Annotated in this window: 25 protein-coding genes; 19 read left to right on the forward strand and 6 right to left on the reverse strand. The window is 44.9% G+C overall.

All coding sequences use genetic code 11. The features are described 5' to 3' along the window. Window positions 1-5 precede the first annotated feature (5 nt). Together AC121Z_RS00480 and AC121Z_RS00485 are read left to right on the forward strand one after the other, a co-directional pair. Window positions 6-602, forward strand: coding sequence for a cytochrome c oxidase assembly protein (locus AC121Z_RS00480; RefSeq protein WP_498128106.1), 597 nt, complete (start codon window positions 6-8; stop codon window positions 600-602). A 12-nt stretch (window positions 603-614) separates the two neighbouring features. After that, entirely contained in the window at window positions 615-1,508 is an 894-nt protein-coding gene (locus tag AC121Z_RS00485; RefSeq protein ID WP_498125728.1) for a cytochrome c oxidase subunit 3, read from the forward strand. 61 nt (window positions 1,509-1,569) lie between these two features. Here AC121Z_RS00485 and AC121Z_RS00490 read toward each other — a convergent pair whose 3' ends face one another. After that, on the reverse strand, window positions 1,570-1,779 hold the full coding sequence (locus AC121Z_RS00490) for a DUF2909 domain-containing protein (RefSeq protein ID WP_498125730.1): 210 nt from the start codon (window positions 1,777-1,779) through the stop codon (window positions 1,570-1,572). Window positions 1,780-1,839: 60 nt separating this feature from the next. On the opposite strand from AC121Z_RS00490, the gene AC121Z_RS00495 reads away from it, so the two are divergent. The 10 genes from AC121Z_RS00495 (at window position 1,840) to AC121Z_RS00540 (ending at window position 11,179) form a co-directional block, all read left to right on the forward strand. Next, entirely contained in the window at window positions 1,840-2,511 is a 672-nt protein-coding gene (locus AC121Z_RS00495; protein WP_498125731.1) for an SURF1 family protein, read from the forward strand. Next, window positions 2,504-3,058, forward strand: coding sequence for a redox-active disulfide-containing membrane protein (locus tag AC121Z_RS00500; RefSeq protein WP_498125733.1), 555 nt, complete (start codon window positions 2,504-2,506; stop codon window positions 3,056-3,058). Before AC121Z_RS00495 ends, AC121Z_RS00500 begins: the two co-directional genes overlap by 8 nt. A gap of 12 nt (window positions 3,059-3,070) precedes the next feature. Next, window positions 3,071-4,048 (forward strand): COX15/CtaA family protein, encoded by a 978-nt coding sequence (locus tag AC121Z_RS00505; protein WP_498125735.1) that lies wholly within the window; start codon window positions 3,071-3,073, stop codon window positions 4,046-4,048. A gap of 30 nt (window positions 4,049-4,078) precedes the next feature. Beyond that, window positions 4,079-4,993 carry a heme o synthase gene (gene cyoE / locus AC121Z_RS00510; RefSeq protein WP_498128107.1) on the forward strand — a complete coding sequence of 305 codons (915 nt, stop codon included), beginning with the start codon at window positions 4,079-4,081 and terminating at the stop codon, window positions 4,991-4,993. Beyond that, on the forward strand, window positions 4,990-5,655 hold the full coding sequence (locus AC121Z_RS00515) for an SCO family protein (RefSeq protein ID WP_498125737.1): 666 nt from the start codon (window positions 4,990-4,992) through the stop codon (window positions 5,653-5,655). Before cyoE ends, AC121Z_RS00515 begins: the two co-directional genes overlap by 4 nt. 11 nt (window positions 5,656-5,666) lie before the next feature. Next, a complete protein-coding gene (locus tag AC121Z_RS00520) occupies window positions 5,667-6,254 on the forward strand; it encodes a GNAT family N-acetyltransferase (protein ID WP_498125739.1) in 588 nt (195 codons plus the stop codon). 135 nt (window positions 6,255-6,389) lie between these two features. Further along, window positions 6,390-7,487: an MBL fold metallo-hydrolase gene (locus AC121Z_RS00525; protein WP_498125741.1), complete on the forward strand. Its 1,098-nt coding sequence runs from the start codon at window positions 6,390-6,392 to the stop codon at window positions 7,485-7,487. Between the two features lie 164 nt (window positions 7,488-7,651). Next, entirely contained in the window at window positions 7,652-8,779 is a 1,128-nt protein-coding gene (locus tag AC121Z_RS00530; RefSeq protein ID WP_498125743.1) for an energy transducer TonB, read from the forward strand. Window positions 8,780-9,001: 222 nt separating this feature from the next. Further along, on the forward strand, window positions 9,002-9,394 hold the full coding sequence (locus tag AC121Z_RS00535) for a hypothetical protein (protein ID WP_498125745.1): 393 nt from the start codon (window positions 9,002-9,004) through the stop codon (window positions 9,392-9,394). Between the two features lie 66 nt (window positions 9,395-9,460). After that, window positions 9,461-11,179 (forward strand): ATP-binding protein, encoded by a 1,719-nt coding sequence (locus AC121Z_RS00540; RefSeq protein ID WP_498125747.1) that lies wholly within the window; start codon window positions 9,461-9,463, stop codon window positions 11,177-11,179. On the opposite strand, the gene AC121Z_RS00545 is transcribed toward AC121Z_RS00540, so the two are convergent. Further along, a complete protein-coding gene (locus tag AC121Z_RS00545) occupies window positions 11,180-11,815 on the reverse strand; it encodes a response regulator transcription factor (RefSeq protein ID WP_498125749.1) in 636 nt (211 codons plus the stop codon). Between the two features lie 153 nt (window positions 11,816-11,968). Here AC121Z_RS00545 and AC121Z_RS00550 point away from each other — a divergent pair, with 153 nt between their 5' ends. The 3 genes from AC121Z_RS00550 (at window position 11,969) to AC121Z_RS00560 (ending at window position 13,860) form a co-directional block, all read left to right on the forward strand. Then, window positions 11,969-12,751, forward strand: coding sequence for a hypothetical protein (locus tag AC121Z_RS00550; protein WP_498125751.1), 783 nt, complete (start codon window positions 11,969-11,971; stop codon window positions 12,749-12,751). A 106-nt stretch (window positions 12,752-12,857) separates the two neighbouring features. Further along, on the forward strand, window positions 12,858-13,355 hold the full coding sequence (locus AC121Z_RS00555; protein ID WP_498125753.1) for a hypothetical protein: 498 nt from the start codon (window positions 12,858-12,860) through the stop codon (window positions 13,353-13,355). Window positions 13,356-13,449: 94 nt separating this feature from the next. Beyond that, window positions 13,450-13,860, forward strand: a complete 411-nt coding sequence (locus AC121Z_RS00560) for a hypothetical protein (RefSeq protein WP_498125755.1) — start codon at window positions 13,450-13,452, stop codon at window positions 13,858-13,860. A gap of 105 nt (window positions 13,861-13,965) precedes the next feature. On the opposite strand, the gene AC121Z_RS00565 is transcribed toward AC121Z_RS00560, so the two are convergent. Then, a complete protein-coding gene (locus AC121Z_RS00565; protein WP_498125757.1) occupies window positions 13,966-15,036 on the reverse strand; it encodes a polysaccharide deacetylase family protein in 1,071 nt (356 codons plus the stop codon). Between the two features lie 146 nt (window positions 15,037-15,182). On the opposite strand from AC121Z_RS00565, the gene AC121Z_RS00570 reads away from it, so the two are divergent. Continuing rightward, a complete protein-coding gene (locus AC121Z_RS00570) occupies window positions 15,183-16,463 on the forward strand; it encodes an MATE family efflux transporter (RefSeq protein WP_498125759.1) in 1,281 nt (426 codons plus the stop codon). Here the strand turns inward: AC121Z_RS00570 and AC121Z_RS00575 are convergent. Together AC121Z_RS00575 and nfuA are read right to left on the reverse strand one after the other, a co-directional pair. Beyond that, window positions 16,408-16,707, reverse strand: a complete 300-nt coding sequence (locus tag AC121Z_RS00575; RefSeq protein WP_498125761.1) for a hypothetical protein — start codon at window positions 16,705-16,707, stop codon at window positions 16,408-16,410. The two genes, AC121Z_RS00570 and AC121Z_RS00575, sit on opposite strands and share 56 nt — an antisense overlap. Window positions 16,708-16,716: 9 nt before the next feature. Beyond that, window positions 16,717-17,295 carry a Fe-S biogenesis protein NfuA gene (gene nfuA / locus AC121Z_RS00580; RefSeq protein WP_498125763.1) on the reverse strand — a complete coding sequence of 193 codons (579 nt, stop codon included), beginning with the start codon at window positions 17,293-17,295 and terminating at the stop codon, window positions 16,717-16,719. A gap of 164 nt (window positions 17,296-17,459) precedes the next feature. Here nfuA and AC121Z_RS00585 point away from each other — a divergent pair, with 164 nt between their 5' ends. After that, window positions 17,460-20,048, forward strand: a complete 2,589-nt coding sequence (locus AC121Z_RS00585) for a M14 family metallopeptidase (protein ID WP_498125765.1) — start codon at window positions 17,460-17,462, stop codon at window positions 20,046-20,048. Here AC121Z_RS00585 and AC121Z_RS00590 read toward each other — a convergent pair. Continuing rightward, entirely contained in the window at window positions 20,031-20,738 is a 708-nt protein-coding gene (locus tag AC121Z_RS00590; protein ID WP_498125767.1) for a ComF family protein, read from the reverse strand. The genes AC121Z_RS00585 and AC121Z_RS00590 overlap by 18 nt on opposite strands. 16 nt (window positions 20,739-20,754) lie before the next feature. On the opposite strand from AC121Z_RS00590, the gene bioH reads away from it, so the two are divergent. Then, window positions 20,755-21,576: a pimeloyl-ACP methyl ester esterase BioH gene (bioH, locus tag AC121Z_RS00595; protein WP_498125768.1), complete on the forward strand. Its 822-nt coding sequence runs from the start codon at window positions 20,755-20,757 to the stop codon at window positions 21,574-21,576. Window positions 21,577-21,685: 109 nt separating this feature from the next. Continuing rightward, complete coding sequence (locus AC121Z_RS00600) at window positions 21,686-22,018, forward strand: hypothetical protein (RefSeq protein WP_498125770.1); 333 nt, start codon at window positions 21,686-21,688, stop codon at window positions 22,016-22,018.

Below are 22,018 nucleotides of genomic sequence, written 5' to 3' on the forward strand. Positions count from 1 at the left end.
GGATGATGAGCCAGTCTCCGAACGCATCAGCCAATAGCCGACTAGTGTTAAAGCTAGTCGGTATTGTCATTGGTATGTTTGGCTTTGGTTTTGCACTTGTCCCTTTGTACGAAGTGTTTTGTGATATTACGGGGATCAACGGTAAGACTGACGACCAAGCTGCTACTTATGAGGCGGTAATGGTGGATGAATCACGTTGGGTCACGGTTGAATTTTTGACTCGCACCAACAGTGGTATGCCGTGGAAGTTTGAGGCTGAGACTAAGCGCATTCGAGTGAATCCAGGGGAGTTACATACGGTCAACTTCTATGTTCAAAACCCCGCGAAACGCGACATCATTGCGCAAGCCATTCCATCGGTATCTCCAGGGACAGCCGCTTTGTACATCAATAAGACCGAATGTTTTTGTTTTAATCATCAGCCGTTGGGTGCGGGTGAGGAAGCGTTAATGCCAATGCAATTCTACGTTGATCCACAGCTACCGGATGATATTTCGTTTTTTACTCTGCAATACACCCTTTATGACGTGACTGAGGCTGCTACGAAGGCCGGAGAAACAGTCGCAAGTATAAAAAATAAAACAGCAGCGATTGACAGCTAGAAGGAGAAAACCATGTCTCAGCAAGATACGCCAACGCACTACGAGAAATATTATGTGCCTGACCAAAGTGTCTGGCCAATTGTAGGCGCGGTCGCGTTATTTTTAATTGCCGTAGGTGCCGGAAATTTCGTTGTTGAATCAACCAAAGGCGAGCCAGGATTTGGCGGTTATGTGTTGTCAGCCGGCCTACTCACATTGTTAGTAATGCTCATTGGTTGGTTCAAAAACCAAATTGATGAGTCAATGAGTGGTTTGTATTCAGCGCAATTAGGACGCTCATATCGTCAGGGAATGATGTGGTTTATCTTTTCTGAGGTCATGTTCTTTGCGGCATTTTTTGGCGCTCTTTTCTACGCCCGTGCGATCGCCGTACCCTGGTTGGGTGGAGCATCTAACAATGCAATGACCAACGAAGTGTTGTGGCCTACATTTGAAGCAATGTGGCCGCTTGTGTCAACGCCAGGTGGTATTGAAACTACCGCTATGCCATGGCAAGGGCTAGCCACGTATAACACAATTATCTTATTAGTCTCATCGGTCACGTTGCATTTTGCGCATGTCGGTTTGGAGCAAAACAAACGCGGGCAGCTAAATCTCATGTTGTTAGTGACGATTTTGTTGGGCGTTACCTTTTTAGGTCTACAAGCGTATGAATATGTGCACGCGTACAAGGACTTAGGCTTAACTTTGCAAAGTGGGATTTATGGCAATACCTTCTTCTTGTTGACTGGATTCCATGGATTGCACGTGACGTTAGGCACCATCATCCTGATTGTGTTGTATCTGCGCGTCCTAAAAGGTCACTTTACCCCCAAAGAGCACTTCGCATTCCAAGCCGGAAGCTGGTATTGGCACTTTGTTGATGTTGTTTGGGTGATGCTGTTTTTCTTTGTTTATATTCTGTAGGCTGAATATAAAGCGAAGGAAGATGAAGAGCCGAAGTGATTCGGCTCTTTTGTTTTAGTGCTTATAAAGGTCTTGGATTTGGGGTTATCAAACCGGTCGCTACCGCTAGTAGGATAATTACCACGATAATCGCAGAGGTTAATACACGACGACCGATGTATTTGCTCATCGGCTCACCTTCCGGGTCGTGATTCATCATGACCTTCATCGCTTTGAATAAGTTGTAGATCATAAACAGGATTAGTGCGCACAATATTATTTTTATTAGCATCAGGTTTCCAAATAAAGAATGACGACAGGCAAAAGAACCTTTCCATGGATAGCTACTCTAGTGACATTTTTAGCTATTGTCACCCTGCTAAAGCTTGGCTTTTGGCAACTGGAGCGGATGCAAGAAAAACAAACGCGTTTGGATCAGCTGCAGCAAAGCCTCGAGCAAAAACCGATGGGTTTGGGTGAGATTTTGCAAGTGAATGAGGCGATAGCTGATTTACCGGTGCAGTTTAGCGCCGTAGTGACCAGTGAGCGTATCTTTTACTTGGATAATCGAGTCGTGGATGGTGCTGTAGGTTACGAAATCATAGTGCCGGGTATGACCAATCAGGGGCTAGTATTACTTAATTTTGGTTGGGTAATGGCTGGACAGCGGCGTGAACAGTTACCTAAGGTTCAGCTACCGGAGTCGACGGTTAGCATCTCAGGTAATATTGTCGTACCCACGTTAAATCCCGTGATCCGTGAAACGGCTGCTCCAACGCAAAGCTTTCCCATTGTGATCCAGCAAATTGATATTGCCCTTATGGAATCGATGCTTGGCAGTTCACTATTGCCGTTTCTGGTAAGTGTTGAGACTCCTGACAAAGGCTTTATACGCAACTGGCAACCGGTGGTTATGCCGCCGGAAAAACATCTTGGTTATGCGTTGCAATGGTTTGGGTTGGCCGTTGCTGCGCTGGTTATTTTTCTCATTGCCCTGTTTAAAAGGAACTCTTACAGTGACTAAATCAAACAAAGTAACAATCTTATTGCTTGTTGTCGTTTTTGTTTTGCCGGTAATTCTTGCCAAATTTGCGCTTGATAATGATTGGTTTAATCGCGCGGCAACGAACCGAGGAGAGCTGTTACAACCGCCATTGGACGCCACTGTACTCTTGGAAACTGCTGATCCGAGTTGGCGCATCCTCTATGTTTTGCCTTCCGCTTGCACCCAAGCCTGCGAAAACGCGTTGTATAGCTTAGAGCAAGTGTGGATTGCTCTTGGACGTGAATCGGATCGCGCGCAGGCAACCGTGATTATTAGCGACACCAGCGATGCTGCAAAAGCTCAAACATTAGTTGGCAAGGAGCACCTGCATCTGTTAACGGCAAATCAGCAAAATGTTAATAAGGTGTTTAAAGATGGCGCAGCAAATGGTATTTTCCTAGTTGACACAATGAATAACGTAATGCTGCGTTATCCATTGCAAGAACAACAACAAGAAGCAGTCATGCACAGCCGTGATATTTTGGCAGACCTCAAAAAATTGCTGAAACTGTCACGGATTGGTTAGGGGAAATTTGGAATGAAAAAGCTGGTATTGGCGAGTATATTGCTGGCGCTCGTCGTCATCGTTTTAGGCGCATATACTCGATTAACCGATGCTGGGTTAGGTTGCCCTGATTGGCCGGGCTGTTACGGGCATCTCACGGTACCAAAAACTGATGCGCACATTGCTGCTGCCAATGAAGCTTTTCCAGAGCGTCCAGTCGAAGCAGAGAAAGCGTGGAATGAAATGGTGCACCGCTATTTTGCTGCAACGCTTGGCTTTTTTATTCTAATCATCGCCGTTATGGCTTTTGTGAAGCGAAACTTCCACCGCCCCTTTAAATTACCCATTGTCCTGCTGGGTTTAGTGATATTTCAGGGCATGTTAGGGATGTGGACCGTAACTCTGAATTTACTACCAGCGGTAGTCATGGGCCATTTGTTGGGTGGCTTCACTGTCCTGTCCTGTTTGTTTTTGTTGTACCTGCGCTTAACGCCATATCGGATCCCTGGGGGTGACCCGCACCTGAAGTCACTCGCAAAGTTTGCCGCGCTGGGCATTGTGATTTTAGTTTGCCAAATAGCGCTTGGCGGTTGGACCTCCGCGAACTATGCGGCACTCGCATGCACAGAGTTTCCGCTTTGTGAAGGCAATTGGACTGAGCGCTTGGATTTTGTCGGTGCGTTTACCATTCCCCCGGCTGAAAATTATGAATTTGGTGCGCATGATTACGGCGAGCGTATGACGATGCACGTTATGCATCGTATTGGCGCTCTGGTAACTTTTGTTTATTTATGTTGGTTAGCGCTTGCGCTGTATAAGCGCGCTTCATCCAACATGATCAAAAGTCTTGTGGTATTGATGGTTTGTGTATTAGGTGTGCAAGTACTGCTTGGCGTCAGTAATGTGGTGTTTAGTTTACCGCTGACTGTCGCTGTTGCGCATAATGCCGTTGCTGCTTGTTTATTATTGGTCATGGTTATGTTGACCTACACCCTGTATCGCAAGATATAAATTCTTCAGGAGATTTTCGTGGCTCGCTCTATTCCCATTTCCAGCTCTTCTAAGCCTGCGTCAGCACTTAATCAGTCCGCATCCTGGCGAGACTACTATGAATTAACTAAGCCACGCGTAGTTATGTTGTTATTGCTAACTGCGCTGGTCGGCATGTGTTTAGCCAGCGAAACTTGGATTGCTTGGCAGACATTGATCGCCGGACTATTGGGTATCGGCTTTTTATCTTCAGCGGCGGCCGTAGTAAACCATGTCGTTGACCATCGCATTGATAGCCAAATGGCGAGAACTTTCAATCGTCCGGTGGCACGCGGCAAGGTGTCAGTGACCCGCGCGTTAGTCTTTGCGTTGGCATTGACTGTGCTTGGTATGGCGACATTATTCGTTTGGGTAAACGCCATTACCGCGTGGCTAACTTTCGCCAGTCTGTTGGGCTATGCGGTGGTATATACCATGTTCCTCAAACGCGCCACACCGCAAAATATTGTGATTGGTGGTTTAGCTGGCGCGGCACCGCCCTTGCTTGGTTGGACCGCGGTAACCGGCGAAATTCATGCACATGCTTTACTGTTGGTTCTGATCATTTTCACTTGGACGCCACCCCATTTCTGGGCGTTAGCGATCCATCGTGAAAAGGACTATGCCAAGGCTGAAATTCCGATGCTACCCGTTACTCATGGAATTGCGTTTACTAAAACCTCAGTACTGCTATATACCGTTCTGTTATGTATTGTGTGTTTGTTGCCGTATTTGGTTGGTATGACCGGTTTAATTTATTTGTTGGGCTCAACCATTTTGAATGCAGGGTTTATGTATTATGCATGGAAACTGAAGTTTGCTTGTGAAAGCCAAACAGCGATGCAAACCTTCAAGTTCTCGATCATCCACTTGATGGTTCTTTTCGTTGTATTATTAGTTGATCATTACGTAGCATTACCTTTATGAAGCAAAAAACCATAACCGGGATCGTTGCTGCGATCGCTTTGATTGGCGGCATTTATGCGGCGATTGTTATTGCGCCACCAGGTTTTAATCAAGGCGCAGCGCCAACCACTGTGGCTGATACACAATATATGCAGCGCTTTCCGCAACCGCGCGAACTCACGGATTTTGCCCTGACAAATCATAAAGGACAGCCGGTGGATAAGACGATGTTTAACGGTAAGTGGAGTCTACTCTTTGTGGGGTACACATACTGCCCGGATATTTGTCCAACCACCTTGGCTGCCATTAATAGTGCGTACCCCGAGCTAATGGCAGAAGCCAGCGATCCACTACAAGTCGTGTTTTTGTCGGTCGATCCCAAGCGCGATACTATTGAACGGTTGGATCAATACATGACCTTTTTCAACGACCAGTTTATCGGTATGACTGGAGAGCATGCCCAACTGTTTCCACTAGTGCGCAGCATGGGTATGATGTATTCCATGACAGATAGTACTGATAATCCAAATTATCTGGTTGATCACAGTGCGTCAGTGGTGGTGATCAATCCGCAAGCCCAAGTGATTGGGCGATTTAAGCCACAGCATACACCCGGCGAACTAGCGATCAGTGATACTGACCAAATTATTGCTGACTTACCCGTTATCATGCAGCAAGGTTAAGTTAACTGCTTGTGCCAACCGTTGTCGCAGCAACACGCATCGACGCATCAGAGTTGGCGCAACTGGTTTTCTTGTCGGCTCCGCAGCAACTCACCGAACTATTGGGGCAAGGTGATGCGAAGCAAGCCAAAGCGTTCCTGCAGCACAGTTTTCAAAATGTGAATGGTCAGTATGGGTATGGCAATCACTTTGTGATCCGCGAGCAGCACACGGTTGCTTGTGCGTGTGTCTGGCATGATAAACTTGCCAGCGATTTTGATCAGGCCACGCTTGCCTCCATTGTGGCATTTTTAGGCGCCGAGAACGCCATGCAGATCTTACTAATCAATCAGTGTTTACAAAGTGAACTGCGCTTTCCGCAAGCACATCAGGTCGCACTTGGGCATGTAAGTGTGAACGAATCTGCCAGAGGGCAAGGATTGGCGAAAGCGCTGGTTGAACACGCCAGCGTTATTGCTAAAAGACTCAACAAAAAAGAACTCATTGTTGATGTTGAGACAACGAACACAGCAGCGTTAGCGCTCTACCGGAAGTGCAACTTTAGCTATGCAGCAACATCGCCAAGTGGAAAATATACGCGCTGGGTTAAGGAAATCTAGCGAATGCATCTGCTTATTGTTACCTAAAACGCTAGTGTTGGATAATTGCTTGTAACAATTTAGGTTTGCGAGTCGCTGCGCTAGCCTTTAGGATTTTGCCATTACTAAAATCTGAGTTTAAGGTTGCTGAGCACGATGCCCTGCATTTTAAGTCGCTGCTTTGTGTTTCTACTAGCAGTTATCACCGCCTTGTCTGGTTGCGCTAGTTTGTCGAACCAGAATCATGTCGCAGTCATTGCGTCTGACTCCGGGCTGGTGTCAAAGGCCAGTGATGGGCGCTACGAAAACCTCTATCCGGGTAAGCAAAACTATCCCGTCACCTGTGAACAGGACTGCTATCCCGAAGCTAAACAATTGATCTGTGATCCTACCACCGAGCAATGCATATATACCGACGCAAAGGTAAAACCTAAGTTAAACACTGGTTTTGAAATTACTTGGCTTGGTCATGCAAGCTTTTTAATCTCTCTGCCAAACGAAACAAGTCTGTTATTCGATCCGGTTAGTGAGCAGTTTGATTGGCCAATTGATTGGTTGCACGCACTGAGCGGTGGGGTCATTCGGAAAACACCGGATTGGCCGAATACAGAGACTTCTAAGGTTAATGCGGTGCTGTACTCTCACTTACATTATGACCACTTTAATAAATCAGACATTGAGCAGCTGGGTAACGCGCCGATTTATTTTGTGCATCAAGACACCGCTGATTATTTACCTGAATTAGGGTTGAACGTTAAAGAGATGAGTTGGTTCAGTGACTTCCAACTCGGTGACTTGCGTATTAGCGCGGTACCGGCGCATCATTTTAACAGTCGTTACTGGGTTCCTTTACTGTATAACGATAATGAAATGGCACTGTGGGGCGGATGGTTGCTTGAATATCAAGGGAAGCGGTTATTTTTCGCTGGCGATACGGGTTACTCTGCGCACTTTAAGGACATTCAAAAGCATTACGGCAGTATAGATATTTGTTTACTCCCTATTGCGTCTTATTATCATCCAGAACACGGCGCGTGGTATCGCTATGTTCACACTACGCCCGAGGATGCTTTGGTAGCAGCAGATGACCTCGATTGTAAAGTGATGATCCCCTGGGGTTATGGTAATGCCAGTTGGCAAATGGGTGATCACTCTTCTCACTCGCCGCTGAAACGTCTGTTGAAAATGCATCAAACGGTCAATACACAACTTCCAGTCCTAATACTCAATGAGGGAGAAAGCGTTTCTCTTTAACTGAATCTGCGTTTTCGAATTTGGTTAAATCATGCTCCATCGCGGGTTTATTAATACTCAGACGGCCAGTATTGGCGAATTCAACGAAGATTTAATTGTATCAATTAATGTGGTAATTTTCGTTTCGACCTCTAATGCTTAGCCGATTTTAAATGGAATTTAATATGTTGAATAAGTATCGCAACGCCTTAACTGGTATGCTTTTGAGTATACCTCCTGTTTTTACTGTTGCTGCGAATGAACAAGAACAAGCAAGCTTTGCAGTCGTCTATCAGGCCTTTCAACAAGCGATCGCTCAAAATGATTTTAAGCAAGCCCTTCCGTTAGCGCGTCAAGCGCTAGAATTAGGTGAGACACAGTTCGCTACAGATTCGGACAACTACCTCAATTTGCAGTTCAACTATGCCAACATGCTGCAACAGAATCGTGATTATAAAGCAGCGTACGCGTTGTACCGATCAATTGAGGAGGCTTTTGTAGCGCGCGATGGTAAGCATGCTGCTGCGGTCTTTCCTGTACGCATCGAGCGCTACTTTGCAGCCTCGATGTTACATGGCAGAGACTACAGTAAAGCGCAAAAACAAATAGGTAAATCTCTGCTGAAACAGGTTGACGTATTATCGGAACAGACCCCAGAAAAAGCCGCTCATTACCACTATGGATTGATTGCCGTATTACAGCGCTCGAATAGCTCGTTTCTAACGTTACGCAAAATGACTAAATTTACAGAGCAAGCGGTTAAATTGATGCAGCAGTCCTTCAAATCTCATGATCAGCGGTTAGTCGAATCTCAATTGTATTTGGCCAAACTGTATAAGAGTTCTGATCGCTACGATGCGGCGACTGAGCAGTATGAGGCTATCGTCACAACCTTGGATAGCAACCTTGAATTTACCCATCCATGGGCTTTAAATGCGCACGCTCATTTGGTTGAAATATACGAGAGCAAAGGGTTGTCAGATAAAGCCACTGAGCATTGTGTGGCGATAGGTAAAATGACACCTTGGGATGAAAATATCTTGGAACCTAAGCCAATTTATCGCACCAACCCTGAATACCCACTAAGTTATGCGCGCCAAGGTAGAGAAGGCTACGCTAAAATCGAGTTTGATATTGATGAATACGGTTTCGTAGCAAACCCTCGTATTATTGAAGTGGTTGGTGGTGAACGCTTTGGTGAAGCATCTCTGGCTGCATTGGAGAACTGGCGCTATGCTCCTAAATTTGTGAATGGTAAAGCTGAGATAGCTACCAGTCGCTATGTTCAAATGGACTTTTCTATCGCTTACTAATCTGGATATTGTCCATTTTTATCAGTCCCGAAAAACGGTTGTATTATTCTTGCAAGATAGCACTGCTAGGTCTTAGGTGAGCCATTTATATTTAGCTGCACGGTATAAATTTGTCCTACTAAAGTAGCAAAAATAATCTCTCAAGTATTTAAAAGTGATTATATGGCGTGAGGTCACTGCAAGTGACCTCAAAGTTAATGCTTATAGGTAAAGGGAGAAAATATGAAACCGTTAGTTAGAACTGTAGGGCTATGCTTAGCTATATTGGGGCTGTTGGTAGCCTGTGCAAAAGATGGAGATGTTAGTCACACTGTTGATTTTGCATTACAACAAGTCACCAGCGCTAAAAAATTGGTAAGTTCGATCTCGACAATAGGCGATGCAAATGAGAAGAAAGATGAGCTGGCTGAACTGGGCAGAGCGTACGCGTCGGCAATGGAAGAAATTGCTAAGTTAGATCAAACAAATCAAGACGTAGCTATGGAAATTGCACCATTAATGCCGCTGTTGGCCGCAGAGCTGCAAGAACTGATGCTTGAGATAAATTCGATACAAGCGAGAAACTCAGAAGCAGCGGCAGTAATTATTCCTGAATTAAAGAATTTTAAGCGATAGACTTGTTTAACGAGTAGTAGCCTAATTTGCAATTAGCTTCTGCAAATCAATGTGTTCAGAGATGCCATGAAATCAATTGCACTTAGTCAAGATAGTAAAATAGTTCAAGATTTCATTGAGCGTGAACAAGCTAGAAAAATGATTGCAATGTATAGCTCTGTATTTGCTATGCAATTGCTATTAGGTACCGCTTTTGTTGTTGCTGCATATGACTTATACGAACCTGTCTATATTGCATTATGGTTTTTCTTGCACGTAGCTCTTTTATTGGCGCGAAAACTATTAATCGTCTGGCATGTTCGTCATTCTGAAACGGAAGTTCTATCCAAAAAAATTGAGCAGTTCTCTCTTTTTCTTGTTGCATGTAGTTCATTATTATGGGGAAGCACTGCTTTTTTTTTAGACTTCGTTAAATATCCAGAAGAGTCGGTATTTATTTTAGCGATAAACTTGGGCATAGGCGTAGGTGCAACAGTCTTAGGGGCGGTCTGGTATCGGTATTTTTATTATTATCTGATACCTTTTATGAGTCTTTTTGCCCTAGCATTTATCATTGGGGTTCCAAACCCATCTTATCTTTTAGTGGCGGTCTATATTGCGTTTGCCTTGTTTGCCCTGCGCACGGTAAATATTAGTTACAGAAATACTATTGAACATCTGTCGCTTGTGAAGGAAAACGAAATCCTAGTACAGACAACAAATCAATTTATTGCAGCCGCTAGCCATGATTTGCGGCAACCGTCACAAGCGTTGAGTTTGCTCATATCAGCATTAGAGGAAAGCCATCATGAAGTGGATAGAGAAAAACTGATAGAACATCTTAAAAAAAGCTCATCAACACTCAACGACCTACTCACTAATATTTTGGATGTATCCAAACTAAGTAGCGAAACGTTTCAGCCTGAGGTTAGTCCAACAAGCTTACAAGAAATACTAAAGATTTTGAGAATTACGTTTGCTTCGAAGGCTGACAAAAAGGGGATCGACTTTTTCGTTTCTGAAACAGACTACTGGATTGAGACAGATCCGGTAATGATTGAGCGGCTATTATCAAATTTAGTGGATAATGCAATACGTTACACGGAGAGCGGCGGTGTCGAAGTTATTGCAGAAGTAACAGATGACCAATTTGTTTGCGTTACTATCTCTGACACCGGTGTAGGTATTCCTGAAGATAAGCAGACATTTGTGTTCGAACCTTTTTATCAAGTGAGTAACAACGAAAGAAATAGCAATAAAGGATTTGGACTAGGATTGTCGATAGTTAAAAGGATTTCGCAGAAACTGAATGTAGAGTTGGAATTCAATTCTATCGAGCATCAAGGGACAACTTTTAGAATTAAAATTCCCCAATGTGAAGAGCCCAAGCAAGTCTTAGACAAATGTGACGCATCAGCCACTTGGAGCTTAAAGAATAAACGTATATTGATAATTGAAGATAACGAAAATGTACTAGAAGGTTTAGTGTTTCAAGTTAATGTTTGGGGCATGCATGCCTCTTCTGCTAACGACACTCAGGAGGCCTTGGCGCTTATTCGAGGATCGGAAAAATTCGATATCTTGTTATCAGATTTAAGGCTAAAAAATGGTGATTATGGCATGGATGTCATTGAAAGATTAAGAGAGGAGCAAAACGTTTCCGACATTCCGGCAATTATTCTTAGCGGAGATACTGCTCCAGATATTATTGACGAAGTGTCAAAGCGAGGGTTTGTCATGCTGCATAAGCCTGCTAAACCGGCGCATTTGAGGAGCGTCATTCAACGCTGCGTGCTAACAAATTGACTATTTGCTTATTATTCCCATGTTTTCGGCTTTGCGAATACAATCAACGCGGTTTTTTGCAGCCAGGATTTTATAGATTTTTTGTAGGTGTGACTTTACCGTAACTTCGCTGATAAAAAGAACACTCGCTATCTCACTATTGGACAAACCAGCGTAAAGCATTTTGACAATTTCTAGTTGACGATTACTGAGTATCGTTTCAGTGTTTTCCTCAGCAAACTTTGACATTTGGCTTAACCGCCTTTTTATACGTTCGGGCAGAACTATTTCCCCCATCAAGGCGAGTCGTATATACGAGGCAATTTCTGTAGCTGATATCGACTTAGGAATAACTCCTAAAGCTCCCATACTTAAAGCTGTTTGGAATAATTGCATATCTTCCGCCGCAGACATAATGATCACTGGTGTGTGAATCCCTCTATTGTTCATTCCATGCATAAAAGAAATACCATCTATTTCAGGCATCGCAAGATCAAGAACCAGTAAATCAGTCTGGGGATTGGTTTTTAAATGGCTTAGCGTTTTCTGGGGGCATGTAAATGGATGCACTCGAAACTCATTTGAGAATTGCTTTAAGCTTTCGGTTAAACCGCAACTGAAAATGGGGTGGTCATCGAGGCTGACAATTTCATTCATAGCAGTAAATTAAGTAACAAAGTAAGGGAGAGTCATATTCACATAAAGCTACAGAATACGCAGAGTTTTTACTACTAAAGTATGAAATTTCATCGAGAGAAGTAATTTGAAGGATAACATCTGCGCACAACAGATGATGATTAGGACAACACTATGCGTAAAACAACATTTTTATACATTCTGGGCTTAGGGTTGAGCGTTAGCTCCATAGATGCAGAGGCTCAATTCTTCGACAAATTAAAAGAGAAAGCTGAAAAGGCCACGAAGCTTTTGGACACCGCTGAAGATACTAAGAAGAAGGCTGATGATACTTCTAGTTCCATGCAAGGATCGCCAAGCTTAGAAGGTGGACCAAGCGATGAGCTGGTTCAGTTCACTCAATGTGCCGGACTCGAACTAGAGCGGGTGACCATAGGCAGACTTGGGGATTATGAATTTCAACAAGGATTTAGCAAGGAAAAGCGTAGCGGATTTATTGATAGGCAAGAAGGAAGCGTATCACGTGATTGTATTTTGCCGTCTATCCAGTCTCGTCAGATAATTTATATGGAAGTAGATTCTGCTAAGTATAAGGCAATGGGAAGCTCAAACGATTGGGAAATGCAGTGTGTTAGATCGGAAGACCCGGGAGCTGGCGCAATTGATGAGATTAAATCTGAATACCCGTCAAAGGTAGATTATTTATCGCCGAAGCATTATATGCTGCATTGCGGTCATAATGTAGCCAATGCAGGTGAATGCGCAGAAGGAAGTAACAGTGATAGAAGCGCAGCTTGGGATAAGGACTTAGATTCTAGAGGCAAAACCATGCTAAGTGTACATGGCAACACAAGCACGCTAGCCCCCGCAAATGGTGAGAAGCTATATTGCCAATACTACAATAAGGCTTCTGGGAAGAGTTTGTTTGCCTTTGAATATCTAAGAACGCGGAACTAAGTACTCCATACATTATGATTTTTGGGGCGCAAGTTTTTGCGTCCTCTTTTAGGTTGTAAGAATTGCTTTATCAATGCCCCAAACTCGCTTACTGAAAGGAAAACATATGCGTATTTCAGTAATCTTCGCTGCATTTTTGAGCTCCTGTGTTTTTGCAGCGGATAAGCATGAAAGGACATTTCAACATCTAGCGAGTTTAGCTGGGAAGTGGCAAGGAAAATACCCCAATGGCCGTATCGTTGAAGTCGAATATGAATTGATCTCGGGTGGCTACGCCCTGCTGGAAAAATGGACAATGTCGGCCACACACAAGTCTATTACCATTTATACGATTGATGATGGAAAACTAAATCTACGTCACTTCTGTCCCCAAGGTAACCAAGTACAGCTTACTTTAAGCGATAGTTCTTGGACCCATGGACACTATGTGTTTGATTTTGTAACAGCTACTAATGCCGCCATTCCTGAAAAGTCGCATTTGTTTAATACCAATATTGCGTTTTTATCAGAGCAACAATTTACTCGCGTGGAAGACTACAAGTTTAATTTGAAGCAAGACGCTTTCGATATGGGACAGAGGGTTATTTTCACCATGGTGGAGTAATCTAACCCCTGAATACGCTGACCAGATTAAGCTTGTAATACAGGAATTTAAAGTACTTCAGCTTTATTCCAGTAGTTATTTAAGGAGCATTTATATGGATTTTAATCAGCATGGAACGTATTCCACTGAGCAGGAAAACGATATTCTTTTTATTAATGCAGTGGGCCCATTTAATAAGGAGTTTATCCAAGCGCTTAAAGTCGAGATAGAGCAATATATCTCAACGCTTAATGGCCAAATCTGGGGGCAAGTATTAACCTTGCATGGGCTCAGCTTATTGACACCAGAGGCTGAAAAGACATTAGTATTTAGTTTGAAGCTTTTAAGAGAAAGAGGGCTCATCGCTACGGCGATTATACCCTGTTCCTCTTTTTCAATTGTTAAAGAGCACATCTCTGGTATCTACGCATTGGCGGGCGCTACAAATAGGTTTTTTGATGACAAGTCAGCGGCGAAGGAATGGATGAAGAATCAACTAAAAGCAGCTGCAAAATTGGAACTATAAATTAGCGATCAACAAACCATGTGTTTTGTTAACCAATCACCATTGTTGAAAAAAAGTTATGTAGCAAACATTGTTCACTTAGCTTTTTCGAGCGTTCTTTTACCCTCAGTCTGGATATTGTCCATTTTTATCAGCCACGAAAAACGGCTGCGAGTACCAATGAAAGCGACCAGATTGTTGACTGGGAGCGGTACAATTAACGCGACTACGGCCTGCGCTCAATGGTTTAGGCAAACGAAAACTGAAGCTATTTGAATTAGCTTGCAGTTCCAGAGGCTTATTTTCAAAAAAGCAGGTGACTGCACTACCAAGCGGTGGGGTTGTTTGCAGCGTTAAGGAGATTGAAGGCTGACTACCCAAGGTTTGCATTGGCTCAACTTCGTCATGTTTTATCGGCAGTGGTAGGCTATTCAGTTTTACCTTGAGTGTTGTTAAGTTGGCGTATATGCCGGCGGCGGGGAAGCGCGGTATGGCGCCAAAATCGCTAACACTGCCTGCGGCCCCCGAGTGTTGCCCAAAACCGGTATAACCGCGCTGCACCAATTGCTGCTTTAGCCGTTGATTAAATTCTCCAAAGGGATAAGCCACATATTTGAGTGAATAACCCAAGTGCTCGGCGAGTATTTGCTCTGCTGAGTCAATATCATCGAGAGTGCGTTGTAGCCAGGCTTCTTCGGATTCGTTCGGTTGTCGGGTTAACAAATGATTATGGTGTAAGCTATGATTGGCAAAAACTACACCTTCCTTTGCCATTTGCTGCATCTCTTGCCAGGTAAGATGCCCTGCCTGCACCCCGACTACTCCGGGATTGACAAAAATGGTGTAAGGCATTGCATAGCGTTTGAGCAATGGATGCGCATTCTCCAAGATGTTTCGGTAACCGTCATCAAAGGTGATCACGACCGCGTCATCAGGTAACGGGTTATCAGCCTGCATGGCGGTTACCGCTGTTTGTAAATCAATGACCGTATGGTGTTTGCTCAAATACTCTAAGTGCTCAGCAAACGTCTTTGGACTGATACTAGTCGACGCCGGCGTATCTTCAGCAACATGGTGATAGAGGAGAATAACAGCGCTCGAATTCCCTTCGGTGGCGTGACTGAGCGCAAGCGCGAACGTCCATGCAAACGCGAGGGCAGAAATAAACGTGAAAACGCTGGCTAGTGGGCGTGGCATAGACTCTCCTCAGAATTGAATGCGCTCGCAGGAATTTATCTGTGATTCGGGTATTCTATGGTAAATACGTCGAGACGGGATCATTTCTTCTCTTGTTTAGCCATTTATTCCAACCTCACCAACGGATTATTGCATTAGCAATACCGATGATACTTGCCAATATTACTACGCCATTGTTGGGGCTAGTGGATACTGCTGTATTGGGTCACTTGCCTTCGGTTGAAGCGTTGGCGGGTGCGTCTATCGGCGCATTAGTGATCACGCAAATTTATTGGGTCAGCGGGTTCTTGCGCATGTCTGTTACCGGGCTAAGTGCACAAGTAAAGGGTGAGGCTACCGCGGCAACAGCACAGGGTAATGGTGCCTATGCAAAACCCTTATATCAAGGTGCAGGTCTAGCATTGATGCTCGCGCTATTGATCGGCGCAACGATACAATGGTTAATCCCGCTGGCGCAATGGATGGCAGAAACCGATGCGTTAACCAATCAGTTTATTTACACGTATTTATCTATTCGGGTTTATGGCGCCCCAGCGGCGTTACTTAATTTGGTCTTGATTGGCTGGTTAGTTGGGCAGCAACAGACACGAGCGGTGTTGGTCATCCAAGTGTTAGGAAATTTGCTCAACATTCTGTTGAACGTCATTTTTGTGTTTGGCTTACAGTTAAACGTGGTTGGCGTTGCAGCGGCGACAGTGTGTGCTGAGTATGCCATGTTAGCGATGGGTGGAGCTCTGGCATTACGTCCGCTCGCTAACCGACTGCCCGCATTAATATGGTTCGCGCCAAAGGAATGTGTAACGATCCTTTCACTGAATACCGCGATGTTTGTGCGTAACCTAATGCTCCAATTGTGCTTGGCATTCATCACCTTTAAGGGCGCTCAACTTGGCGCCCAGACTGCGGCGATAAATGCCATATTGATGCAATTTTTTGTGCTGATTTCGCTCGGGCTTGATGGTATTGCCTATGCGGTAGAAGCACTGGTCGGAGAGGCCAAGGGGCGGCGCAGCGCAGCGCTGATCCATCAGCACACCAAGGGTGGCCTGATCTGGTCATCCGCATTTGCCATCTTTTATGCCATTTTTTTCTTCGTTGCGGGTGACTGGGTCATTAGTTTGTTGACTAACAAGACTCACTTGATGGAAGCAGCGAAGGCTTTTCTGCCATTGATATGGTTTTTACCTTTACTTGCCCATTGGTGCTTTTTATTTGACGGTGTCTTTGTTGGTTGCAGTGATGCGAAAGCCATGCGCAATACTATGGTGTTTAGTGCGTTGGTTGTATTCTTCCCGCTTTGGTGGCTGTTGCAGCAACATGGCAACTGGGCCTTATGGTGGGCATTTTTAGCATTTCTCGCCGCGCGAGGCGTTAGTCTTGGTTGGATCTATTACGGTCGGTGGCAAAAGGATCGTTTGCTCGATTGATTTCGCGCTGTTCAATGACACGAGCAAAACGATTAGCAAACATCCCCCAATAACCCCACATGGCGAAGACAAAACCGAGAATGAGAACCGCTATTGACAATAAATTCATGGCGCTAAGTGTTGCAGGCAAGAGCAGTAAGAGTATTAACCCAACGGCAAATAATCCCAAGCCTAACTTGAAGCGCTGCCAACTGCGCACTGGGTTTTGTCCAGCGCGGTACAGGGTATGCTTGATCCGACTCATGCAAACAGCTTAATAGTAGGAATGTTCTCCAGCTTGGTGTTCAGTAGCGTCTTTAACACCAGTCAATTCTCCAGCGAATTGCGCGAGCATTTGCTTTTCAATCCCGTCCTTAAGCGTAACATCGACCATAGAACAGCCATTACATCCGCCGCCAAACTGCAATACTGCAATTCCGTCTTCAGTTACTTCCATTAATGAAACCTTGCCGCCGTGACTCGCCAAATTAGGATTGATCTCAGCTTCAATCATGTAATTAATTCGCTCTACCAATGGGGCATCGTCGTCTAATTTACGTGCTTTAGCATTTGGCGCTTTCAGGGTCAATTGAGAACCCATTTGGTCAGTAACAAAATCGATTTCTGCTTCTTCAAGGAAAGGGGCGCTTTCTTGATCAACAACGGCATCAAACCCATTGAAATTAAGGCGAATATCTTGATCTTCAACGGCATCAGGTGGGCAATAAGAAACCCCACATTCTGCGCCTGAGGTGCCAGGATTAACGACAAATACGCGGATATTTGTACCCTCGGCTTGTTTAGAAAGCAACTTAACGAAGTGTGCTTGGGCTTGTTCTGAAATTGTGATCATAATACTAACCTGAAAATCGCATTACTGCGTATGATAACAAAATTAACCAAGTAAAACACTCAAGTATTATGGCTTTTTTTCATTATTTATACTTATCCATCGAATTAGGATAAGGTGAGTCAATTCCCGAGAAATTTACTTGAATATCAGAAGTAAGGGTCATTATGAGCACATATAGGTTGAATCGTCGCAGTTGGCAATCAGGTTTATTCGCTGTTGTCGCGTTAGTTTGGGGGCTGCTCTTCAGTCACGCCAGTATCGCGGGTAAACCCAGCCATGATTATTTACCGCAAGGTATCCAATATGACCCTTCTATACCTTTACCTGAGAGCATTCTGGGTAACGAGGTAGGGGAATGGCACGTTCGCCATGATCAGCTCGTCACCTACATGTATGCACTTGCAGACGCTTCTGAGCGCATAACTATAAAGGAGACCGGGCGGACCCATGAAAATCGGCCACTGCTATTGTTAACCATCACATCCGCGGAAAATCAGAAGCAAATCGACCGTATCCAACAAAACCATATCAAGAATTTGCAAGCGGGCAACAAGCCAAGCAATGACGCACCTGTAGTCCTTTACATGGGCTACAGTGTGCACGGCAATGAGCCGTCAGGCGCAAACGCGGCATTACTGATCGCCTATTATTTAGCGGCTGCGCAAAGCGAAGCGGTTAATTTGTTACTTCGCGAAAATGTGGTGTTGCTTGACCCGTCTTTAAATCCCGATGGACTTTCACGGTTTGCGCAGTGGGCTAATATGCATCGAGGTAAAGTTTTAAACGCTGATCGTGACCATCGGGAACATCAAGAAGGCTGGCCATCGGGTCGAACCAACCATTACTGGTTTGACTTGAACCGAGACTGGCTATTGTTAACCCACCCGGAATCACGTGCACGGATCAAGCAGTTCCATGCTTGGCGCCCCCATATCCTGACGGACTTTCATGAGATGGGTACCGACAGTACCTACTTTTTTCAACCCGGAATTCCTAGCCGCAAGAATCCATTAACGCCGCAATCGAATGTTACGTTAACTGAAGCGCTCGCGGAGTTTCATGCCAAGGCGTTTGATGTTGAGGGGGTCTTGTATTTTAGCGAGGAAAGCTTTGATGACTTTTACTATGGTAAAGGCTCGACTTATCCCGATGCGCACGGCAGCATCGGTATTTTGTTTGAGCAAGCCAGTAGTCGCGGTCACTTGCAAGAGTCTATTAATGGTGAGCTTGCATTTGCTGATACGATCCAGAATCAAGTCACTACTAGTCTGTCTACGTTTGCTGGTGCATTAGCAAATAAACAAGCCATCTTGAAGTATCAACATCAGTTTTTTCAGGATACGCAAGAGCTCGCTGAACAAGATCGAACACGTGGATACTTAATCCAAGCGAATAATGATGCTGCGCGTATGCAAGCGCTTACTGACATTTTGCGGCAGCATCAGATAGAATTTTCTTATTTAACATCAGGCTTTGACAGTGACGGTGTTACATTCCCAGCTGGCAGTGTATTTGTAGGTGTAGAACAAGCACAATACCGCTTACTGAGTTCTCTCTTTTCCACCCAAACCAGCTTTGCCGATAATACGTTTTACGATGTTTCTAGCTGGAATCTGCCTTATGCCTTTGATTTGAATTATCAAGAAATCGATAAGAGCATGCTGCGTAAACTCAAGCTAACAGATAGTCTTGCAGCGGCGCAGCAACCAGACCTACCGGTTAACGCGTATGCTTATGCAATTGACTGGGACAGCTATAATGCGCCTGCATTATTAAGCGAATTGTTAAGTTTAGATGTGCAGGTGCGTATCGCCGGCGCAGGTTTTACTGCGCAAACGCTACGGCAAAACCGCGATTTTGCGCCGGGTACCCTGATAGTTCCACGTGGACTTCAACAACCTACTGACTTTGTGGCTGAGATACAGCGCTTAGCCCAAAAGTACCAATTACCCGTACACGCCATTGTGTCTGGTTTAACGCCTCAAGGTATTGACCTGGGGTCGCGTCAACTTGAACCTGTCACTGCACCACGTATTGCACTCATCGGTGGAAATGGTGTTTCACAGTACGAAGTCGGTGAAATTTGGCATTACCTTGATACGCGTATGCAGGTCCCTGTCTCTATCATTGAGCAGTGGCGTCTCGACCGTGTTGATCTTGCACAGTATAGCCATATTGTACTTGCCAACGGTGATTACTCCGGTTTGTCGCCGCACGCGGTCGATGAGATTACTCGGTGGATCAACGCAGGTGGAGTGCTTATCGGTCAAAAGCGTGGTATGGAGTTTATGATCCAGAAGCAGTGGTTAAATGCTGAAATGATGCCGCCAACTGAAGTGGATAAGCTATTTTCAGCGAAGAACCTCAATTACTCACAGCGCAGTGAGCTTGCGGCTAAGAAGTTAATTGCCGGTACTGTATTTATGACCGACGTAGATATGACTCACCCGCTTGCCTTCGGTATTGCTGATGCACAGCTGCCAGTGTTTAAAACTAACAATGCGATTATTCGTAACATCGACAACCCATTCATTGTTCCGTTTACCTACACAGCAGCGCCATTGGTATCAGGCTACGCCGATCCTAAGTTAGCAGAACTCATAGCTGAAACTCCGGCGGCGGTTGCTCACTCGTTGGGAAGAGGGAGAGTGATTGGCTTTGCTGACAATTTAAACTTCCGTGGTTACTGGTATGGCACCAGTAAAGTTTTTGCTAATGCGATTTATATGGCTGGCTTAATCGCCACGCAGTAGGGTAATTGCAAGCGACCAAACTTCAATCTCAACATGAGGATTGGTTGCTTCAATGGCATTTAACATCGCTTGCATGGTTGCTCCTGTTGTTATTACATCATCTAAAATAGCTAAACGCTTAATGTCGGGATCAAGCGCAGAACAAGCAAAGCTGTTGTCCATGTTCACTAATCGCTCAGCCCGTGACAATGTCCGTTGTGCGGGCGATAGTCGAGTTTTAGTCAGAGCAGAATCGAGGACCGGAATTGCTAATCGCTGCCCTATGGCTAGTGCGAGTTCGCGGGTGTGGTTAAATTGTCGCTTTAAATACCGAGAAAAGTGCATGGGTGCAGGCAAGATAACGTTTGGTATTTGTTTTGGACGCGTGTGTATTCCAGCACAGAACAGCCGTGTTAGTGGAGCGATATAAAACAACTTACTCTGCAATTTAAGCTCAGCGATCCAATGTGAAAAAGGGTAAGTGTACTCACAGGTTACATGCAGTGGTGCGAGTCGGTGCGGTCGGATGCTCTGTGCGACGCGCGGCCAGTTGCGCAGGTCATAGTGATAGCTTGCCATGGGTAGTCGCGGAATTTGTGCTGTACAGTAACAGCAGGGTTGTTCGCTGGTGGGAAACTGACAAGCAATACAGCGTTGCCCCAAAACGTGCAATAATCCTCGGCTTAAGGCCACAATCCATTTTCTCCGCATTCCATATAGGAGCCCAATGAGTATTACCAAAAGACAAATAGTGCACCCACTTTCTGGGCTTGTCTGCTGTACTTATAGTCGTGATGGAGCTGATTCAAACCTAGAGCTTGTTTTGGTGCATGGTTGGGGGTTGAATAGCGGGGTTTGGCAATCGGTCATCCCTGAGCTCACTGAATTTGCGCGGGTTACGACAATTGATTTACCCGGTTTTGGACTAAACAACGCGGTGTTGCCGGATGATTACTCTTTGGCGAATATTGTTGAGTTGATAAGTCTAAGTTTGCCCAAGGATCCAATACTGGTGGGTTGGTCACTAGGGGGGTTAGTTGCACAAGCAATTGCTATAGAGCAGCCACTACGTTTGCAGGGGTTAGTGACGGTAGCATCAACACCGTGTTTTGCTCAAAAAGCTGATTGGCACGGTATTAAGCCAGCGGTACTTAACGCATTTGAAGCTCAGCTGGAATATGACTTTGGCAAAACGTTAGCACGCTTTCTTGCCATCCAAGCGTTAGGCAGCCCCTCCGCAAAAGCTGATATAAAATTGATTCAGGCACACGTACAAGCGTTTCCAGATCCATCACATATGGCTTTAATGGACGGATTGGCGCTACTGTCTTCAGTCGACCTGCGCAACGTTATCGCACGTATCCAATGTCCTACATTGCGCCTGTATGGTCGTTTAGATTCGTTGGTTCCACACGATGTTATTGCTCCGATCCAACAGTTACAACCCAGTGCTCAGTATGCCGTTATGCCACATGCAGCGCATGCCCCCTTTATTTCTCACCGGCAAGCGTGGCTAGAAAAACTGCATATTTTTACCCAAACGATATAGCTATTGATACTAGAATTCATAGTGCATATAGCGAAATAGATGAAGAAAAGGGTTCAAAAAATAACCAATTTCGGGCATACTGATCGAGAGGTAGTGTGAGGGTAATTGTATGCCAATTGATACAGGATATAACGTGAACTCAGCGATCTTATCAGGTCAGTTTGGGTTACAACGAGCGTCTGATGGGATCACTCTGGCGTCGTTAAACATAGCACAGCGAACCGCGCAGCAAGATGTTGCCGAGAACGGTCCAGCGGGAGTATTGCTAGGAGCAGCTGAACAGCAAATCAGTAATTTGCGTAATACGCTGCCATCGCCTGGTGATAGTTTAACCAGCGATTTGCTGTCATTACAGATCAATGCACGCAATGCGCAAGCATCGGCAGCGGTGGTTGATACCGCTGAAGAGACTATTGGTCGGATTATTGACATTTTTGCTTAG

The sequence above is a fragment of the Alteromonas sp. DYW1 genome, assembly GCF_059752595.1.

Coding starts and splice junctions, on each gene's coding strand:
- AC121Z_RS00480 (WP_498128106.1), top strand. CDS start 6: ATGAGCCAGTCTCCGAACGCATCAGCCAATAGCCGACTAGTGTTAAAG.
- AC121Z_RS00485 (WP_498125728.1), top strand. CDS start 615: ATGTCTCAGCAAGATACGCCAACGCACTACGAGAAATATTATGTGCCT.
- AC121Z_RS00490 (WP_498125730.1), bottom strand. CDS start 1,779: ATGCTAATAAAAATAATATTGTGCGCACTAATCCTGTTTATGATCTAC.
- AC121Z_RS00505 (WP_498125735.1), top strand. CDS start 3,071: ATGAAAAAGCTGGTATTGGCGAGTATATTGCTGGCGCTCGTCGTCATC.
- AC121Z_RS00515 (WP_498125737.1), top strand. CDS start 4,990: ATGAAGCAAAAAACCATAACCGGGATCGTTGCTGCGATCGCTTTGATT.
- AC121Z_RS00525 (WP_498125741.1), top strand. CDS start 6,390: ATGCCCTGCATTTTAAGTCGCTGCTTTGTGTTTCTACTAGCAGTTATC.
- AC121Z_RS00530 (WP_498125743.1), top strand. CDS start 7,652: ATGTTGAATAAGTATCGCAACGCCTTAACTGGTATGCTTTTGAGTATA.
- AC121Z_RS00535 (WP_498125745.1), top strand. CDS start 9,002: ATGAAACCGTTAGTTAGAACTGTAGGGCTATGCTTAGCTATATTGGGG.
- AC121Z_RS00540 (WP_498125747.1), top strand. CDS start 9,461: ATGAAATCAATTGCACTTAGTCAAGATAGTAAAATAGTTCAAGATTTC.
- AC121Z_RS00545 (WP_498125749.1), bottom strand. CDS start 11,815: ATGAATGAAATTGTCAGCCTCGATGACCACCCCATTTTCAGTTGCGGT.
- AC121Z_RS00550 (WP_498125751.1), top strand. CDS start 11,969: ATGCGTAAAACAACATTTTTATACATTCTGGGCTTAGGGTTGAGCGTT.
- AC121Z_RS00555 (WP_498125753.1), top strand. CDS start 12,858: ATGCGTATTTCAGTAATCTTCGCTGCATTTTTGAGCTCCTGTGTTTTT.
- AC121Z_RS00560 (WP_498125755.1), top strand. CDS start 13,450: ATGGATTTTAATCAGCATGGAACGTATTCCACTGAGCAGGAAAACGAT.
- AC121Z_RS00565 (WP_498125757.1), bottom strand. CDS start 15,036: ATGCCACGCCCACTAGCCAGCGTTTTCACGTTTATTTCTGCCCTCGCG.
- AC121Z_RS00570 (WP_498125759.1), top strand. CDS start 15,183: ATGATACTTGCCAATATTACTACGCCATTGTTGGGGCTAGTGGATACT.
- AC121Z_RS00575 (WP_498125761.1), bottom strand. CDS start 16,707: ATGAGTCGGATCAAGCATACCCTGTACCGCGCTGGACAAAACCCAGTG.
- nfuA (WP_498125763.1), bottom strand. CDS start 17,295: ATGATCACAATTTCAGAACAAGCCCAAGCACACTTCGTTAAGTTGCTT.
- AC121Z_RS00585 (WP_498125765.1), top strand. CDS start 17,460: ATGAGCACATATAGGTTGAATCGTCGCAGTTGGCAATCAGGTTTATTC.
- AC121Z_RS00590 (WP_498125767.1), bottom strand. CDS start 20,738: ATGCGGAGAAAATGGATTGTGGCCTTAAGCCGAGGATTATTGCACGTT.
- bioH (WP_498125768.1), top strand. CDS start 20,755: ATGAGTATTACCAAAAGACAAATAGTGCACCCACTTTCTGGGCTTGTC.
- AC121Z_RS00600 (WP_498125770.1), top strand. CDS start 21,686: ATGCCAATTGATACAGGATATAACGTGAACTCAGCGATCTTATCAGGT.